Genomic DNA, 17,049 nt, shown 5'->3' with positions numbered 1-17,049 from the left:
TTTTAAAATGTAGTTATGGCTGATAAACACCTCGTATGTCAAGGCGCAACTTGCCAATGTAAGTATGGCAATGCCCCGGATAAACTGAAAGTAAAAACCCAAAAAAAGACTTTTATTAATGATCCAGATGGTAGTGAAAAATTAATGGCTACCCATAAGGATATTGGTCAAACATTCGAAAAGAATACTTTCGGCCCATGCAAACAACAACCTTTACCAGGAGGCGGTTATAAACCTTGTCAGGCACAAGTTACAAAATGGAGTGGTTTTTACGATAAAATTACTTTAGACGAAAATGGAGGGAAAGCGCTGATGGAATCCAGTAAAGCGACATGTCCTATTGGCGGTCCTGATTGTATCACTATCACCGATCATGGACAGAAACCTAAACCAGCACAACAACAGGCTAGAAAGGCGGATAAAACAGCTACGAATCAACTTAATCCTGCTGTAGATACCGGAGCTTTCAAAATTGCACAAGAACAAAAAGTAACCAATCATGCTGAATAATGGAAAAGGGATATAACGATTTTAAAACGCATATTGTTAAAAAAGAAGATACGGTTCAAAGTATTTGTTCTCAATATGGTATTTCGGAAGCGGAATTGGTACAAGCAAATCCGAATGTTCCATTGGTTTCTTATGGTGGCGGTTTTTTCAGTTCGCCAACCTACCGTCTTGATATCAAAGAAGGAGATACGCTTCAAATTCCTTTTTTCAATGAAGAGAAATCAAAAAGCGGAGTAAAGACTATCAAAGGAAAAAATTTAGTTAAAGTAGGTGAGTGGGAGACCTATGAAGTTGAAGAATGGTTTGAAGGAACTCCTGAAGCGGATCGTAACCCTGCCAATGTCAAATGGGAACTACATTACCTTCAAAACGATACCAACCCGCAGAAAATACTTGAAAAAAATGAAGGGCATTTCCGCTTTCAGGAAAAAGCAGCATATAATAAATATAAAATTATTGCCTTTTTAAATGAACCCGATCCCAACGGTGCAGGTTCGTTAATTGTTAATGTAGAACCTTCTGAAAAGGCAGAAATTCTAAGTGTGAAACTTAGTGATATCAATAATAATCCTATAAGCAAACCGCTGGCCTACGGAGAAATTGTTAATGCGCACGTCGAAACTACAGGATTAAAAGGACAATTTATCTATATCTCGTTATGGGAAGATGATGCCACCGGTGACGGTCATAGTAGTGAAAACGAAAAAAACTTAGTGGAAGACGGTAAAGTGGAGGTGGGTGATAAAGGTGTAGCCCACAAACAGTTTGTGTTGAAACCGGATTTCAAAAAAGTGGCTAATGCGTATTTAGCGAAAGGTGACAGTAGTGAAGGTAGTACACACGAGTATTATGTCACCGCTTTTGCTTCGGGCGAAACGAAAGCTAGTGCAAACTTGAATGTTAGAAATCCGGATTTTCAAAGGGAACGTAAAACTGAAACCGGAGATCATCTTTCGGATAAAAAACAACCACCTAAACCAATTGTTCCACCATTCAAGAAGAATGTTCCTTTACAACAGCCTAAAAAAGCAACGCCACCTGTAACACAGGGGAAAGTAGGCATATCCAATGTTTCATTTTCAGATGTGAATGGTCGTCCTATATCAGGAACGGTAACACAGTCAGCGCTCAGAGTGAATATAAAGTCAACGGGATTAAAAGGTAAAGAAATACGATTCAAATTGTATGAAGAAGATGTAACAGAGAACGAACTGCTATTGGTGAAAAATTTCACACTTACAGGTGATGATTTTACAATCAATCTTTCGTTGGATAAGATACCGAAAAGTTCCGGTGACGATTTCTTCGAAGGCAGTACTCAGGAACTTTTTGTCGATATAGAAGTTATCGAGAGCAAAGCGCATATCAAAAGTTCAGTTATCGATGTCGATACCAAGGCATTTAAACATGAACCAGCAGAAAGTACAACGGTAGCAAAGGTTTCGGATGTTAAGCTGCCGGAAAAGAAAGATGAGAAAAAGACAGGGTGTATCTGTAAAGATTATGATTTAATTTGGGGTAATAAAGTCAGTTGTGATTTTAGAAAGAAGGTTGTTGAAGTAGCTAAAAATTTAGGATTACCTCAGGAAAAAAATGAGGGCGCAAATTGGTTAATGGCCGTAATGGCATTAGAAACTGGAAGAACATTTAGTCCAACATGTGGGACATTCAAAAAGCATAAAGATGATTCGAAGAACGGTTATGTTGGATTAATCCAAATAGGTAAAGTAGCTGCAATTGATTTAGGGGTAAAAAGAACAGAACTCCTAAAACTGACTAATACCGAGCAATTAGAATATGTCGAAAAGTTTTTCAAACAGAAAAAGTTTACAGGTAAATTAAAAACCAAAACCGATTTGTATTTGGCTGTTAACTACCCTAATGCTTGTGGGCACGGAACAGAAAAAGATTATGTAGTCTATGATAGTAGTAAAGATGCCTATGATGATAATCCAATGTTCAAACGTGAAAAAGATGAATACTTCTTTGATAAGAAAGGGAAAAAACAATTCTATGAAGGTAAAAAAGGAAGTTCTTACGTTTGGGAATTTGAGGAAGCAATCAACGACTTCTATAATGAAGGAGTTGGTTATAAATTAAACTTTTTTGGCACCTGTCCAATAATTCTTAAAAATACAACTGATAAAGATATTGTTACATATCATGTTTATCATGATGGTAAAATTGAAAAGAGAATTCCAAAAGAAATTAAAGAAGGATTTGAAAAGAAATACAAGTATGTTTATCATGATAAAAGTGACAAAGAGCATGCTATTTGCATATTAGACTGGCATAACACTAAAGGGAAAGATGTAGGTGTTGTATTTAAAACAAAACCAACTCACGCCGAAGTTTTATCTGATGATAATGTTTCTGAAGGTAGTACAAGCAGGAGAGTGAAATATAAAAATGATGATATTGCTGAGTATGGAAAACATCCTACTAAAGGAAAGATATGGAGGCTATATAAATCAAATGGAAAGGATATTGAACTTATCAAAATGCCAGATAGTTTAAGTTACTCAAACGGTGGTATTGTTGTTAAATATGAGTTTTCACAAACTAAAAGGAGATATACTGGACCGGGAGTTTTTGCAGGATTTGTCGGAGCTCTCGCTGAGTGTAGTTTTTCTGATGGAATTGTAACTACGGGTAGTTGTTTTAAAGAGGCTTCTTGTTTTCCAAGTGCAGAACACGTAAATGGAAGAAGTGTCGATACAATTTATTACAATAATTTAAATAAAGATCAAAAGTTCGTTGATGCAGTTATAAAATTTAAATTTACGGAAGTATTGGTTGGTAATAATGATTATTGCAAAAAAATAAAGAATGCTTCTGATGGAGGTGCTTTACATAATAGCCATCTCCATTCGGGAAATTTTAGTGATGATAAAATAACAGAGATAAAAAAATGATGAAAAAACTTGTTTTAATTTTCACAATTGCGGTATTAGTTTCTTGTAAAAAAGAAAAAGATGTAATTTCAAATAATGCTCCCCTAGCAGTTGTTGAGGCTGAAAACCAACTAACTGATATCGGTGATGAAATGATTGGTCAGGAAGGATTTATAAACAAATTAAATGATGCCACTTCTCTTAAAGAAAAAAGAAAAGTATTAAGAGAAATTAAGTTTGATTATGATAAATATGCTTCCTGGAATGATAATTCAATTGAAGAAAAAAAGAAAGATAAAATTTCACTGAAGCTTACAAAAGATAATTCAGGTAAAAATGATGCTGATATATATTCGCATATTAAACTGACTGTAGAAAAAGGAAATAAAGTAACCGATACCTTAACATTATACAAACAGGAAAATTACGCTGAAGCTTTAGTCGCAGTAACACAATATTTTTATATTGATGCTAAATTAAATATTTGGACACTTGCAATAACTGAAGAAGAGGATAATATTTACATTCAATCATGGAATCAGTTTAAAGTTGATTCAAATACAGGAAAAATCACTTTTGTCAAAAAAAGTTTTGTAAATCAAGCGGAACCAGCCCAACAAACAAATTTGAATGCAAATGATTGGTCTGGTAACTATTTTTTCAAAAGAGAAAACAGAGATGAGTTAGTTACCAGTTTTGAAATAAATATAAAAAGTTTAAAAGCGATAGATGTCATTTATGTTTCAGATGGCGAAAAACCGGAAACTTATAAAAATTTAATAGCTGAGCTAATTGATAAAGATAAAATCAAGATTCAGTTTAATAAGAAGTATGATGAACTTGGAAGTATTTATATTCAAAAAGAGGATGGAAATTATATAATCTCTGGAGAACCTATTTCGAACATCAATCCAGGGAATGAAGAGTATCCTATAAAAAAAGTAAAATAAAGTAGTGTTAAAAATGTACAGTCGGAGAGAAATGGTAAAGCTTTTTAATACTGAAGAATAAAAAAAAGCCCTGAATTTCAGGGCTTTTTTTATTGTGTCATCAACGACTTTTTCTTTTCTAAAACATTAACATCTGCAGGTGCTACAACTGTTCCCTTTATTTTTAAAGGAACTTTACCACCTTCATAATTTACAGCATTGGATTCTACAGTAATCGTTTTGCGTATTGGACCTGGGTTCATGTTATATTTCACTTCAATTTTTCCTTTTTTTCCAGGTAAAATTGGTTCTTTCGGTGTACTTGGAACAGTACAACCACAAGTAGATTGCACATTAGTAATAATCAAAGGTGCATCACCTGTATTGGTAAATTCAAAAACTCTAATTCCATTGTCTGTTTCCTTTGTAACAGTACCATAATCAATAGTGTTATCTTTGTCTTTAAATTCAATTTTAGCACCACTTTGGGCCTGAGCTGAAATACCGATAGCTATAACAGCTATTAACGACATTAATTTTTTCATATCAATTAATTTAGCAAGTAAAGTTAGATTTGTTTCCGTAAACTTACAAAAAAAATATCTTCTTTTTATATTTACGCAGTTTCCTTACTTTTGCATATAAATTACAAAAAGTGTACCAAAGTCAATTCTACATACTTTTTCAAGAACGAGTCTGTCTTTAGACTCAACTATTCTTTCCCGTTGCCCCATGCAAAGGTTATACGGGCAGGAGAGCCTACACACGTATTTTTTGTAAAACGATTTCAGTTCAGCTGAAACATTATTTTAATAGTTTAAAAATCAATAAAAGATCATGATACCTGCACAATTTGAAGCAAAATCAGTAGAAAAGAAATGGTATGACTACTGGATGGAAAATAAGTATTTTCACTCGAAGCCTGACCACAGAACACCCTATACGATTGTAATCCCACCACCTAACGTAACCGGAGTGTTACACATGGGGCATATGTTAAATAATACGATTCAGGATGTGTTAATTCGTCGTGCCCGCTTAAAAGGCTTCAATGCTTGTTGGGTTCCGGGAACTGATCATGCTTCTATTGCTACCGAAGCAAAAGTAGTAGCGAAATTGAAATCAGAGGGAATCAATAAGAATGATTTAACGCGAGAAGAATTCTTAAAGCATGCTTGGGAATGGACCGACAAATACGGTGGAACAATTTTGGAACAATTAAAACAATTGGGTTGTTCTTGTGACTGGGATCGTACTAAATTTACTATGGATCCGGATATGTCAGCTTCAGTTATCCGTTCTTTTGTTGATTTATACAACAAAGGAATGATCTACCGTGGTTACCGAATGGTTAATTGGGATCCAGAAGCAAAGACTACTTTGTCAGATGAAGAGGTTATTTATGAGGAAAGACAAGGTAAATTGTACCATTTGAAATACCAAATTGAAGGTTCAAACGAATTTGTTACTATCGCGACAACTCGTCCGGAAACAATTTTAGGAGATACAGCTGTATGTATTCACCCTGAAGACGAGCGTTATTTCCATTTGAAAGGAAAAAATGCAATCGTTCCAATTTGTAATCGTGTAATTCCAATCATCTTTGATGAATATGTGGATATGGAATTTGGTACTGGATGTTTGAAAGTAACTCCAGCTCATGATGTAAATGATAAAGAGTTGGGTGCCAAACATAACTTGGAAATTATCGATATTTTCAATGAAGATGCTTCCTTGAATTCGTTCGGATTGCATTACCAAGGTAAAGACCGTTTTGTGGTTCGTGAAGAAATTTCAAAAGAATTAGAATCACTTGGGTTGATGGCTAAAATTGAAACTCATACGAACAACGTTGGTACTTCGGAAAGAACTAAAGCGGTAATCGAACCACGTTTATCGGATCAATGGTTCCTGAAAATGGAAGATTTGGTGAAGCCAGCTATAAAAGCAGTTCTAGAATCGGATGAAATTAAATTATATCCAAGTCGTTTTAATAATACTTACGCGCATTGGTTGAACAATATCCGCGATTGGAACATTTCTCGCCAGTTATGGTGGGGCCAACAAATTCCAGCGTATTATTACGGTGAAGGGAAAGAAGATTTTGTTGTGGCTGAAACTCCTGCTGATGCTTTGGAATTGGCAAAGCAAAAAACAGGAAATGGGAATTTACAAGCAACTGATTTGCGTCAGGATGCAGATGCATTAGATACATGGTTCTCTTCTTGGTTGTGGCCGATGGCCGTTTTCGGAGGAATTATGGATCCCGAGAATGAAGATTTCAACTATTATTATCCAACGAATGATTTAGTAACTGGTCCGGATATTTTATTCTTCTGGGTTGCCAGAATGATTATTGCGGGATACGAATATGCCGATGCAAAACCGTTCTCGAATGTATATTTGACAGGATTGGTTCGTGATAAACAAGGCCGTAAAATGTCAAAATCATTAGGTAATTCACCCGAACCGCTTGGATTGATCGAGAAATTTGGAGCTGATGGAGTTCGTGTTGGTTTATTGTTGAGTGCCTCGGCAGGAAATGATATTTTATTCGATGAAGAATTATGCAATCAAGGTAAAGGATTTGCGAACAAAATCTGGAATGCTTTCCGTTTGATCAAAGGATGGGAAGTGGCTGATAGTGAACAGCCTGAATCGTCTAAAGCTGCAATCGATTGGTACGAGGCTAAATTGCAAAAAGCATTAGTTGAAATCGAAGATAATTTTGAAAAATACAGAATATCCGATGCATTGATGGCTATCTATAAATTGGTTTGGGATGATTTCTGTTCTTGGTTCCTTGAAATGATTAAACCGGGATACCAACAACCGATTGACAGAGCAACTTTTAATAAAGCCATTGAAATGTTGGAAGCAAACCTGAAGTTATTGCATCCATTTATGCCTTTCTTAACTGAGGAAATATGGCAGTATATTGCTGACAGAACACCAGAAGAGGCTTTGATTGTTGCACAATGGCCGGAAATGAAACCTTACAATGAAAAAATCATCACTGATTTTGAATTGGCTTCGGATGTAATTTCAGGAATCAGAACCATCAGAAAAGACAAAAACATTCCATTCAAAGATGCTATTGAATTGAAAGTAGTTAATAATGAAAAGGCAGCTAACTTTTTTGATGCTGTAATTATGAAGCTAACCAATATTAGTACCTTAGAATACGTTACTGAAAAAGTAGATGGCGCATTGTCATACCGCGTTAAATCGAACGAATACTTTATTCCGATTACAGGTAATATTGATATTGAGGCTGAAATTGCTAAATTAACGGAAGAATTGAACTATATCAAAGGCTTTTTGAAATCGGTTCAGGTGAAATTGTCCAATGAAAAATTTGTGGCCAACGCAAAAACCGAAGTTATAGACAATGAACGCAAAAAAGAAGCAGACGCTTTAGCAAAAATAGCTACTATTGAGCAAAGTTTAATGAGTCTTAAATAAGCTAAATTATTAAATCCCATCTGTTGATGGGATTTTTTTTTATTCTGCAGTGACAGGATCAATAATGGTGTGTACTTTATTTACTGCATTGGCTGGGAAACCGCCTTTTTGCGCGTGTTCACGAACCATTTCTTCGTTGGGTGCATTGTAAATGCAATAAATTTTATTGCCCGTAACATAACTATGAACCCACTGTATTTGTGGTCCCAAATCACTTAAAACTCCACAGGATGTTTGCGAAATGGATTTTAATTGTTCTGTCGTCAAATCGCCTGCACCGGGAATTTCTCTTTCAATAACATACTTTGGCATAATAAAAAATTTTGAGTTCCTACTCGTATGGCTTTTCGGTTTTGCCCCGTTTTTTTATATGGTTTCTGGATTCCATAAACAAGTAAAACACAATGGGTAAGTATTTGGAAATCAAAGTATAAATATACGAAAAAGCTTGAAGAGAGTATGGGTATGGCAGTAATCTTTATTTAAGTAATTCTTGTCAATTCTTGCTAAAATTCAACTTTTTTGCAGTATTGTTAAGGGAATCGCTTTGAAAAGAGTTACTACTCCGGTAATTAGAATTAACAGTAGAACCATGGTTTGAAATTGTTTTTCTGACATTAGATTCACAATTTTCTTTCCGATATATGTGCCTGTAAAACTTACAATTAACAAAATAGGAATTAGATACAAATCGTCTTTATGTACAAAACCATTTAGCGAGTAAACGACACTTCGACTAGCATCAATCCCTAAATCTATCAATGCAGATGTTGCAATGAATACGTTAGCCTGTAAACCATATGACGCCAAAACAACTCCTCGAATTGCACCGCCAGTTCCTAAAAGGCCTGCCGTAAATCCGGAAATACTACCACCTAGAATAGCATTTGTTCTAGTTGGTTTCAATCTTTTATTTCTAAAAAAAAGGAGCAACACGCTTAGGCTTATCAGGAATAGAGCAAGGAGTAGTTCCAGTAGCTTTGAAGAAATGGATTTGCTTAAGAATGCACCCAAAATCACAAATAGAATAGAAGTAATTCCCATGTTGATTACCAGCTTCTTGTCAAAACCATCCCTAAAGAAATAGATCTTAGAAATATTACTGGACAGATGATAAATTGCAGTTACACCCAATACAGAGTGAAAATCCAAGAAATAACCAGCTATGGGTACAAAAAGCATCGATGAGCCAAAACCCCCGACTGTTCCTACAATTTCTGATAGTAATGCCAAGAGTATAAAATAGATCAGAAGTTCAACTGTCATGGTAGGTGTGCTGATTTACTATAAATGTAATGAATAAACTGACAATTGTCACGTAATTATAGTAGTTATTCCGTAATTTTAGTATCGGAAAATTATTTTTTACATGAATAAAGTACTACTAGTTTCTCTGTTAGTAATGTTTTCTTGCGGAAAAAAAGAAACAAATGAAATTCAACCTAAAAAAGGAGCCGTTACCGAAAGTGTATATGCTTCAGGTGTAATCAAAGCAGATAATCAATATACGGTTTATGCTACTGTTAGTGGTGTTTTGCAAGATATCAATGTTAGCGCCGGGCAATCCATAACTAAAGGTCAATCTTTATTTGCAATCGAAAGTGAAAAAGCACAATTGGCTACAGAAAATGCGCGTTTAGCCTATTTGATGAGTCAGGAAAGCGGGCGGTATATTCAAGATAAAATTGCTGAGGCGGAATTACGCGTACAAAGTGCGAAAGATAAATTGGCTCTCGATGAATCAATATACAAGCGTAGTAAGAATGTTAAGGAATACAATGCCATTTCAGAAGTCGATTTTGAAAAGACGGAATTAGCTTATAAAACTTCAAAAGCGACCTACGCGACTGCTTTAAAACAACTTTCTCAACTTAAGGCTCAATTGGCAAATGAACAAAGTAGAAGTAAGGTGAATCTAAAAATCAATCAAAAAGCCCAAGGTGATTTTACCATAAAAAGTGCTTTTTCCGGTGAATTGTTTGATGTTTTGGTAAAAGAGGGAACAATGGTCAATCCACAAACACCATTGGCCATCATTGGGAAGAAGGATAATTACATATTGGAACTTGAAATTGATGAGAATGATATGGTTCGCGTGACTGTAGGTCAAAAAATAGTAGTAACGATGGATAGCTATAAAGGACAAGTATTTGAAGCTTCGGTTGATAAAATTTATCCTATTATGGATATTCGCTCCAGAACTTTTAAAATTGAAGCTCATTTTGTAAAATCGCCGCCTAAATTATATCCCAATCTTACAGCAGAAGCGAACATTATTATAAATTCGAAAAAAGATGCGCTAACGATTCCCCGTAATTATCTCATTGATGATAATTATGTTTTGGTTAATGAAGATGAAAAACGAAAAATTAAAATTGGTTTGAGTGATTATCAAAATGTTGAAGTTCTCGATGGTTTGAAAGCTAATGAAACTATTTATTTACCCCAATAATGAATTGTAAACTCGTTTTTTCCATTGCATTGCATTTAATGCGCTCCCGATTGAAACAAACTGTGATTGCAGGTGTGGGAGTAACATTTGGTATAGCCATGTTTATTACTTTGGTTAGTTTCATGTATGGAATGAATGATTTGCTTGATGGTTTGATCATTAACCGTACACCTCATGTTCGATTGTACAATGAAATAAAACCTTCCGAAAACCAACCTGTCACTATTTCAGAAAAATACAAAAATGATGTGAATTTTATCAATTCTATTAAGCCTAAGGATAGAGGAAAATCTATTTACAATGCTAAAGCAATTATTCAGAGTTTAAAGCAGGATGACAGGGTATTCGACGTTGCACCTAAAATTACTACTCCTGTTTTTTTTAATTCGGGAACGATTGAAATTTCAGGTGTTGTTAATGGTATTGATGTGCTAACGGAACAAAAACTTTTTTCCTTAAACGATTATATGGTAGAAGGGAAAGTGGAAGACTTGCAGCAAAATAATAGTATCATCATTGGCAAAGGGTTATCGACTAAAATGCTTCTTAAAAAGGGTGATATTATCAAGATAACTACGCCAAAAGGGAGTTTGACTTCAATGAAAATTGTAGGAATTATTCAAATTGGGATTGCTGAAATAGATGATGTAACCAGTTACACTTCATTAGCTATGGCACAAAAAATTTTGGGAGTTCCAAAAAGTTATATTACAGATATTCAAGTGAAAATTAATGATACTGACTTGGCTCCATCATTGGCTAATGAATATCGAACAAAGTATAGTGTCGATGCTATAGATTTTCAAACGACGAATTCACAATTTGAAACGGGTACGACTATTCGAAGTATTATTTCCTATGCAGTAGGTATTGTATTACTTATCGTAGCAGGATTTGGGATTTATAATATTCTCAATATGATGATATTTGAAAAAATGGATAGTATTGCCATTCTCAAAGCAACTGGTTTTTCAGGTGCAGATGTGAAATGGATTTTTATGTTTTTATCTATGGTAATTGGGATTTGTGGTGGTGTGTTGGGACTTATATTTGGGTTTGTTTTTTCGAATATTATTGATTTGATACCGTTTAATACGGCTGCATTGCCTACAATAAAAACCTTCCCGGTAAACTATAATCCGTTGTTTTATATTATAGGAATAACATTTGCTTTAATTACCACTCTCATTGCAGGTTTGTTTCCTGCCTTAAAAGCCAGTAAAGTTGATCCTGTAGAAATTATTAGAGGAAAATAATGAGTACAATTGTTTTAGAGACTAAAAAATTAACCAAATATTTTAATGATCCTGTCCGCATTCAGGTACTCAAAGAAATTGATTTGCAAGTGGAACATGGTGAGTTTGTTTCTATTGTAGGAAAATCGGGCTGCGGGAAGTCTACCTTATTGTATTTATTATCGACTATGGATACGGATTATGAAGGTGAGATCATTATGGATGAAGAGTTGATTACTGGTAAAACCGACAAAGAATTAGCTCAAATTCGTAATGAAAATATAGGTTTCGTTTTCCAGTTTCATTATTTATTGAACGAGTTTAATGTATTGCGAAACGTGATGCTGCCTGGTTTGAAATTGGGCCGTCTATCCGAAGCAGAAATAGAACATAATGCAATTGAACATCTTCGAACATTGGATATGCATGAGCATGCCTTAAAAATGCCGAACCAATTGAGTGGCGGACAAAAGCAGCGCGTTGCGATAGCAAGAGCATTAATTAATAATCCCCTTATTATTATGGGAGATGAACCTACTGGAAATTTGGATAAGAAAAACAGTGATATTGTGTTTGATATTTTCAATCAATTGACGCAAGAACACAATCAAACTTTATTGATTGTAACACATGATCCTGATTTTGCCAATCGCACCCATCGAATCATAACCATGGAAGATGGTAGGATAGTAATTTAAATTTCCAATTAACTAACTACACAAGGTTCAGTAGCCACTTTTAAATGAGATTCGCCCATAAATTTCCCCCATTCTGCTAAAGTATTCAACAATGGAATTACTGTTTTACCAAGTTCGGTTAATTCATATTCTACTTTAAGTGGTGGCTTACTAGTATAGACCGTTCTTGAAATTAAACCATCGTTTTCTAGTTCTTTAAGTTGTATACTTAATGTTCTTTCGGTTACCATGGGTATTTCTTTGCGTAATTCATTGTATCTCTTTTTAGAAAAAAGGTGAATTAAGATTACGGCTTTCCATTTGCCTCCAATATATTTCATCGCAAGACTTGTACTGCAAGGAAATTTTTTATCGTCTATTTTATACATTTTTTTAACTATACAATTTGACCGTTATTGCAAATGTATTAAACTATAAATAGTTTTGCAACTATAAAAAGTATAGTTTAATTTAAAAAGAAAATATGGATTTTTTAGAATTGGCTCAAAAGCGTTATACAACTAAGAAATATAATGCCAATGAAAAGTTATCGGATGAGGTAATTACTAAATTGAAAAACATTTTGCAGTTGTCACCATCTTCAATTAATAGTCAACCGTGGCATTTTATTTTTGTATCCAATCCAGATATAAAACAAGAACTTGCTGAGGCTTCTTATTTTAACGCTCCTAAGGTGTTAGAATCGAGTTACACGGTGGTGTTTAGTGCGATTGATGATTTGGATAAATTTGAGCAGCAAATCGAAGCTAATTTACCTGAAGGTGCAGTAGGTTACTATCGTCAGTTTATAAAACCATTGCCGGAACATGAAATCAAAGCCTGGTTGCAACATCAGGTGTATTTATCATTAGGTTATTTTTTATCGGCGTGTGCTAGTTTAGGAATCGATTCGACACCTATGGAAGGTATTGAAAAAGAGAAATACAAACAGATACTACAATTGGAAGGTTATCAGCCTTTGTTTGCTGTAGCGATTGGAATACGAGATGAAAATGATGCAAATCAACCCGAAGTAAAGCCTAAATCAAGATTACAAGTTGAACAAATCATAACTGAATTGTAAGACATAGTTTTTATTACTTACACTCTGTAGTTATAGTTTATGGAGTGTAAGTTGTTATACAAAAATACTAACGGTAATTTCTTGGTCTTTTTCCAGTTTGCATTTGGTTCTAATAGCGGCTTTTAAGGGTAGGAGATAGGTGTTTTGTTTGGTGTCAAACCAAATAGCCGTTTTCCATTCCTGGTTTTCAATTTGTGCTGTAGCTTTTAATCTGCCCCATCCTTCTTCCTGCCATTTTAAGTTTTCTCTTATCTCTTTTGAAATGTCCAGTGGGAGAGATACAAAATACCAGCCATTCGGCCCTTCGTATTGCCATATTGTTGCAGAAAAGGTGTATTTGATGAGGTTGGGCATTGTGATTATGAATTTCCACGTTGTTTTCAGATGAACACAGGATGGAGTTTATCGTAGTTACTTTATGATTACTTCAAAATGATCCAATAAGCCTTTTATATTCTCGTTGGAAAAAATAGCCTTTTTGATTTTATTCTTAACGGGATGAATCGAAAAGTTGTGGCTGCTATATAAGTCGGCTTTGGTTAAATCGGTATCTGAAAAAACAGCCAATCGTAAATTGCAGTTGTCAAACAAGGCTTCTGTTAAATCGCTTTCCATAAAATCGACAGAAACCATACTGCAATTGGTAAACTGCATTCTTTTTAGCTTTAGTTTGTAAAACATGGAATAATCCAATAAGCAATTCGTGAAATGGAATTCGTAAATTTTTTGATCGGTCATGGCAAAATTTACGGATGTAAAATCGCAATCATTGAATTGGACTCCACGAAGGGCCACATGACCAATTTTAGTTTCTTTAAAATTACAATGATTGAAGGTGCAGTCAACAAATATGGCTCCTACGAAGTTGCATTGGGTAAAATCACAATGGTTGAAAATACAGTTTTCGTATTCGTTGTTACTGATTTCGTATTGTGAAAAAGTATGATGGTTGTATTCTTTGTCGTAAATAAATTCTGCACTCATTTCAATAAATTTGGTGCAAATATAGTTTATTCTTGATCAGCTATTTTTCTCAATTTATCCAAATTGATAGGTTTGCTTAGAAATTCTTTAACGCATTTGTATTGTTCGGCTTTAGCTTTGTCTTCGAGTGCAATAGAAGAACTAGCGATATAAATGATACCTTTATGATCCATTTTTTTCTTCAAGTGGCAAAATTCTTCTAAAAATTCCCAGCCGTCCATTTCGGGCATTTCTAAATCTAGAAGTAAAACATCAGGAAAATCTGTGGTTGATTCAAAATAGTTCAACGCCTCACTTCCATTAGCAAAATCACGTGTTTCACCAAAAAGATTAGTTTTTTTAATGAGCTTGTGCGTCACTAATTTATAAATAGGGTCATCATCAATGATGTATATTTTCTTTTGCGGCATTGTTAAAATAAATTTTAAATGTTGTCCCTTCGTTTACTTTACTCTCGACTTCTATTTTGCCTTTCATGGCATCGATTTGGTTTTTGGTGATGAATAAGCCAATTCCTCTCGATTCTATGTTATTGGTAAATGTTTTGTACAAACCGAATAACTTCTTGCCATTTTTTTTCAAATCAATCCCAATACCATTGTCTTGAATTTCCAGTACAAGATAATTGTTTTCTGTATACGATTGTAATTTAATTTCTGGTTTTCTGTCCGGATGTTTGTATCGGATAGAATTTGAGATAAAATTAAGAAGCACACTTTCTAGATAAGCCGGGTTAAAATAGACGGTTGTGCTATCCGAAATGGTATTGATAATGTTGGCTTCATATTTGGATATTTTATTATGAAGCACTTGTAATGTTTTATGGATGTATTTATTAAGCTCAAGTTTTTCAACTACCTGATCGATGTTAGTTTGTATAGAAACGACTTCATTCAGGTTGATCATTGTTTGACTTAATGTTTCTGAAACCGATTTAAGTAATCCTAACATTTCATTTCGTTCTTCCTCGTCTTCGCTTACTTCAATCAGATTGATCAATGATTCAATATTACTGGTGTGTGATCTAAGGTTGTGAGATACGATATGTGAGAAATTTAACAATCGTTTGTTTTGCTCGGTAACTAATTTTAGCGAGTTGTTAAGATCAATCTCAAATTGTTTTGATCGTGTAATATCAATTAATATACCTCGGAAACGGGTTGAGGTTACTTCTTCGTGGTAAACACTCACGATGTCTCTTACCCAAACAACGTTACCGTTTTTATGAATCATTCGGTATTCAAAATCGAATGGTGTTTTGTCTTGTGCACATTGATTGCTATAATCAATTACCCAATCTTGATCATCAGGGTGTATTATTTTTCGCCAGAACATTTCATCCGACATCCATTCTTCGGGTGTATAACCCAAAATGTCAAATGATTTCTTACTCACAAAACTTACTCCCGGATCTTTTGAATTTCCTTCCCAAACAACTCCGTCAATACTATCAATGATATCGTTTATTTTTTGTTTGGATTCTAAAATTTCTTTTTCGGTTGCTTTTCTTCTGGAAATATCTTCAATAATGGCAATATGGCTATTTGAATTTTCATTCTTTTCCCAAAGTGGTGAAATTGTAATTCTGGCCCAAATTATATTTCCATTTTTATGAAAATAACGTTTTTCCATTGAAAATTGACTGATTTCTCCACTACGGAGCTTTTTCATGTTATCAATGTCTTCTTCCAGATCATCAGGATGGGTAATCATCATGAAATTCATTTTCTTGATTTCATCCTTATTGTAACCTATTAGTTCACTAAACTTATCATTAGCATCAATAAAATCTCCTGTAATCGAATTAGTATGAATAATTCCCAAACCAGCGTGTTCAAATATCGATTTGAATAAAAGTTCGCTCTGTGTTATTTTTTTGGTTTGCTTTTTTACCAATTCTTGTAATTCAGCCGGTTTTTTTAAAAGGGTAGTGGTGAAAAATCCAGAAAGGAAACTAACAAATAAAGAAAATAAGGTAAGAATTATATATTCTGGTAAATGGGAATTTTTTTTGGAAATAATGTAAAGTTTCCAATCTCCCTCTGGTATATCGACTACATTAAATGGTTTGTCGCTGAAGTCGGATTTGTCTTCCAAGAAAAATTCATTTTTCTTAGTTATCGGATTAACTTTTGAAAGTTGAAAATAATATTTATCGCTTTTAAAAGAGCTAATACCTGTTGATTTGATGAAATCATCAAATTTTACAATGACTGCAGAAAAACCCCAAAATTTCCCTTTTTTAAAAATAGGTAACCTTCCCACAACGCCCAAACCGCCTTGTTTAAGTTCTACCGGACCCGAAAAATAAATCGATTTAGATTCGATAGCTTTTAATGCAGCAGCTCTATGTAGTGGATGATGTAAAATATCAAAATTAGTAGCGGCTTCATTTCCTTTGAGTGGATAGGTGTATTTAATTACTCCGCCTGGAACTAATTGAACAGCATTGATATTTTCGTAGCTCTTAACGAGATTTTCTGCAATCTGTTCGAAGTTTTTGGGTTCTCCTGAATCGTTAATAGATAAAGCGAGTGTAATGACAGCTGCGTAATTATTTTTTAAATTTTGCTCTATGTTTTTCTTGACAACATTTAGGATGTTGTTCATCTCATGTTTTTCATTTTCGTTATTAACTTGGTATTTAAAGAAAATGCTGAGTCCTAAAACGAAAAGAAAGAAACTGAAAACAATACAACCAGAAGCTTTTGGTCGAGATAAAAACCAATTGATTAGCGTCGTTATTTTCTTTTCAAAATTCACTTAAATCCATTTTTAGCTGGCAAATATAGCTAAAAATCAGACAAATATAGATGAGA

At 34.2% G+C, this 17,049-nt stretch carries 16 protein-coding genes; 8 read left to right on the top strand and 8 right to left on the bottom strand.

Features of this window, described 5'->3' with window-relative positions; all coding sequences use genetic code 11:
• Window positions 1-15: 15 nt before the first annotated feature.
• The 3 genes from ACS8MM_RS04550 to ACS8MM_RS04540 are packed head-to-tail and all read left to right on the top strand — an operon-like array spanning window position 16 to window position 4,354.
• The gene (locus tag ACS8MM_RS04550; RefSeq protein ID WP_379713526.1) at window positions 16-510 is read left to right on the top strand and encodes a DUF4280 domain-containing protein; all 495 of its coding nucleotides are present in this window, start codon (window positions 16-18) and stop codon (window positions 508-510) included.
• Window positions 510-3,425 (top strand): LysM peptidoglycan-binding domain-containing protein, encoded by a 2,916-nt coding sequence (locus tag ACS8MM_RS04545; RefSeq protein ID WP_379713524.1) that lies wholly within the window; start codon window positions 510-512, stop codon window positions 3,423-3,425. Before ACS8MM_RS04550 ends, ACS8MM_RS04545 begins: the two co-directional genes overlap by 1 nt.
• Entirely contained in the window at window positions 3,422-4,354 is a 933-nt protein-coding gene (locus tag ACS8MM_RS04540; protein WP_379713521.1) for a hypothetical protein, read from the top strand. The genes ACS8MM_RS04545 and ACS8MM_RS04540 overlap by 4 nt, the downstream gene beginning before the upstream one ends.
• Before the next feature lie 89 nt (window positions 4,355-4,443).
• Here the strand turns inward: ACS8MM_RS04540 and ACS8MM_RS04535 are convergent, their stop codons facing one another.
• Window positions 4,444-4,878: a DUF1573 domain-containing protein gene (locus ACS8MM_RS04535; RefSeq protein ID WP_379713519.1), complete on the bottom strand. Its 435-nt coding sequence runs from the start codon at window positions 4,876-4,878 to the stop codon at window positions 4,444-4,446.
• 289 nt (window positions 4,879-5,167) lie between these two features.
• On the opposite strand from ACS8MM_RS04535, the gene ACS8MM_RS04530 reads away from it, so the two are divergent.
• Window positions 5,168-7,798, top strand: coding sequence for a valine--tRNA ligase (locus tag ACS8MM_RS04530; RefSeq protein ID WP_379714996.1), 2,631 nt, complete (start codon window positions 5,168-5,170; stop codon window positions 7,796-7,798).
• A 39-nt stretch (window positions 7,799-7,837) separates the two neighbouring features.
• Here ACS8MM_RS04530 and ACS8MM_RS04525 read toward each other — a convergent pair whose 3' ends face one another.
• Together ACS8MM_RS04525 and ACS8MM_RS04520 are read right to left on the bottom strand one after the other, a co-directional pair.
• Window positions 7,838-8,110, bottom strand: a complete 273-nt coding sequence (locus ACS8MM_RS04525; protein ID WP_379713516.1) for a DUF4242 domain-containing protein — start codon at window positions 8,108-8,110, stop codon at window positions 7,838-7,840.
• 201 nt (window positions 8,111-8,311) lie between these two features.
• Window positions 8,312-9,064: a sulfite exporter TauE/SafE family protein gene (locus ACS8MM_RS04520; protein WP_379713513.1), complete on the bottom strand. Its 753-nt coding sequence runs from the start codon at window positions 9,062-9,064 to the stop codon at window positions 8,312-8,314.
• Window positions 9,065-9,167: 103 nt separating this feature from the next.
• On the opposite strand from ACS8MM_RS04520, the gene ACS8MM_RS04515 reads away from it, so the two are divergent.
• From ACS8MM_RS04515 to ACS8MM_RS04505, 3 genes are read left to right on the top strand one after another with little or no spacing between them, the layout of a single operon-like run.
• A complete protein-coding gene (locus ACS8MM_RS04515) occupies window positions 9,168-10,250 on the top strand; it encodes an efflux RND transporter periplasmic adaptor subunit (RefSeq protein ID WP_379713509.1) in 1,083 nt (360 codons plus the stop codon).
• Window positions 10,250-11,506 carry an ABC transporter permease gene (locus ACS8MM_RS04510; RefSeq protein WP_379713507.1) on the top strand — a complete coding sequence of 419 codons (1,257 nt, stop codon included), beginning with the start codon at window positions 10,250-10,252 and terminating at the stop codon, window positions 11,504-11,506. Before ACS8MM_RS04515 ends, ACS8MM_RS04510 begins: the two co-directional genes overlap by 1 nt.
• Window positions 11,506-12,183, top strand: coding sequence for an ABC transporter ATP-binding protein (locus ACS8MM_RS04505; protein ID WP_379713504.1), 678 nt, complete (start codon window positions 11,506-11,508; stop codon window positions 12,181-12,183). Before ACS8MM_RS04510 ends, ACS8MM_RS04505 begins: the two co-directional genes overlap by 1 nt.
• Before the next feature lie 8 nt (window positions 12,184-12,191).
• On the opposite strand, the gene ACS8MM_RS04500 is transcribed toward ACS8MM_RS04505, so the two are convergent.
• Window positions 12,192-12,551 (bottom strand): winged helix-turn-helix transcriptional regulator, encoded by a 360-nt coding sequence (locus ACS8MM_RS04500; protein ID WP_379713502.1) that lies wholly within the window; start codon window positions 12,549-12,551, stop codon window positions 12,192-12,194.
• Between the two features lie 95 nt (window positions 12,552-12,646).
• On the opposite strand from ACS8MM_RS04500, the gene ACS8MM_RS04495 reads away from it, so the two are divergent.
• On the top strand, window positions 12,647-13,246 hold the full coding sequence (locus ACS8MM_RS04495) for a nitroreductase family protein (protein ID WP_379713499.1): 600 nt from the start codon (window positions 12,647-12,649) through the stop codon (window positions 13,244-13,246).
• Between the two features lie 54 nt (window positions 13,247-13,300).
• Here ACS8MM_RS04495 and ACS8MM_RS04490 read toward each other — a convergent pair whose 3' ends face one another.
• The 4 genes from ACS8MM_RS04490 to ACS8MM_RS04475 are packed head-to-tail and all read right to left on the bottom strand — an operon-like array spanning window position 13,301 to window position 16,993.
• Entirely contained in the window at window positions 13,301-13,600 is a 300-nt protein-coding gene (locus tag ACS8MM_RS04490) for a DUF1905 domain-containing protein (RefSeq protein WP_379713496.1), read from the bottom strand.
• A 57-nt stretch (window positions 13,601-13,657) separates the two neighbouring features.
• Entirely contained in the window at window positions 13,658-14,230 is a 573-nt protein-coding gene (locus ACS8MM_RS04485; RefSeq protein ID WP_379713494.1) for a pentapeptide repeat-containing protein, read from the bottom strand.
• Window positions 14,231-14,256: 26 nt separating this feature from the next.
• On the bottom strand, window positions 14,257-14,640 hold the full coding sequence (locus ACS8MM_RS04480) for a response regulator (protein WP_379713492.1): 384 nt from the start codon (window positions 14,638-14,640) through the stop codon (window positions 14,257-14,259).
• Window positions 14,612-16,993 carry a PAS domain-containing protein gene (locus tag ACS8MM_RS04475; protein WP_379713489.1) on the bottom strand — a complete coding sequence of 794 codons (2,382 nt, stop codon included), beginning with the start codon at window positions 16,991-16,993 and terminating at the stop codon, window positions 14,612-14,614. Before ACS8MM_RS04475 ends, ACS8MM_RS04480 begins: the two co-directional genes overlap by 29 nt.
• Window positions 16,994-17,049: the final 56 nt, after the last annotated feature.

The organism is Flavobacterium sp. MAHUQ-57 (assembly GCF_051908335.1).
In the GTDB taxonomy this organism is placed as follows: Bacteria; Bacteroidota; Bacteroidia; order Flavobacteriales; family Flavobacteriaceae; genus Flavobacterium.
Note: the sequence above shows the minus strand (reverse complement) of the source record. Positions and strands in the feature narration are given on the sequence as shown.